Below are 578 nucleotides of genomic sequence, written 5' to 3' on the forward strand. Positions count from 1 at the left end.
GGGTCTAACTGCAAATTAAAATCATAAGCATTGTTAACGGTTGTGACTGTTAAGCCAGCAGAAACGCCATCAGAACCATCGGAACCATCAGCACCAGGTGTACCAGTAGCTCCGTCAGCACCATCACTGCCGTCAGATCCACAACCTGCTAAACCAAAAGCAGCAATGAATGCCGCTGCAAGTAACGTTCTATTATATTTTTTCATTTTAAATCCCCCGATTTAAATTTGTAGGTTTTACGCATCTAAAATATAAGTAAATGAGACAAAACACCCGCTTGCTGTGATAAACCTGTGAGGTTTGGTTACAAATTCGTTAACAGAAATTGATAATTTTAGTTTTAGGTATCCGCAAAAATGAAACCGTCAGTTTCAGATAAGGTAACCCTAAAGAGGTACTTGATAAGTTGGGGTAATATAAAACTGCAGAGGATGATAAATAAAAAACTATAAAATCAACGCTATATATAAAATAATGGTTATAAACAAGATTCAGGTCACAAAATTAAGTGCTCTGAACCTCATTAAAAATATTAATAACCTTCACACCAGCAATGACTTAACGATATTGATTATCAT

General features: G+C 35.6%; 1 protein-coding gene. It reads right to left on the minus strand.

Annotation, left to right across the window (positions count from 1 at the left end; all coding sequences use genetic code 11):
• A partial coding sequence (locus H5202_RS23640; RefSeq protein ID WP_182774149.1) for a hypothetical protein occupies positions 1-206 on the minus strand: 206 nt, incomplete at its 3' end.
• Positions 207-578: the final 372 nt, after the last annotated feature.

The sequence above is a fragment of the Shewanella sp. SG41-4 genome (assembly GCF_014164505.1).
GTDB lineage: Bacteria > Pseudomonadota > Gammaproteobacteria > Enterobacterales > Shewanellaceae > Shewanella.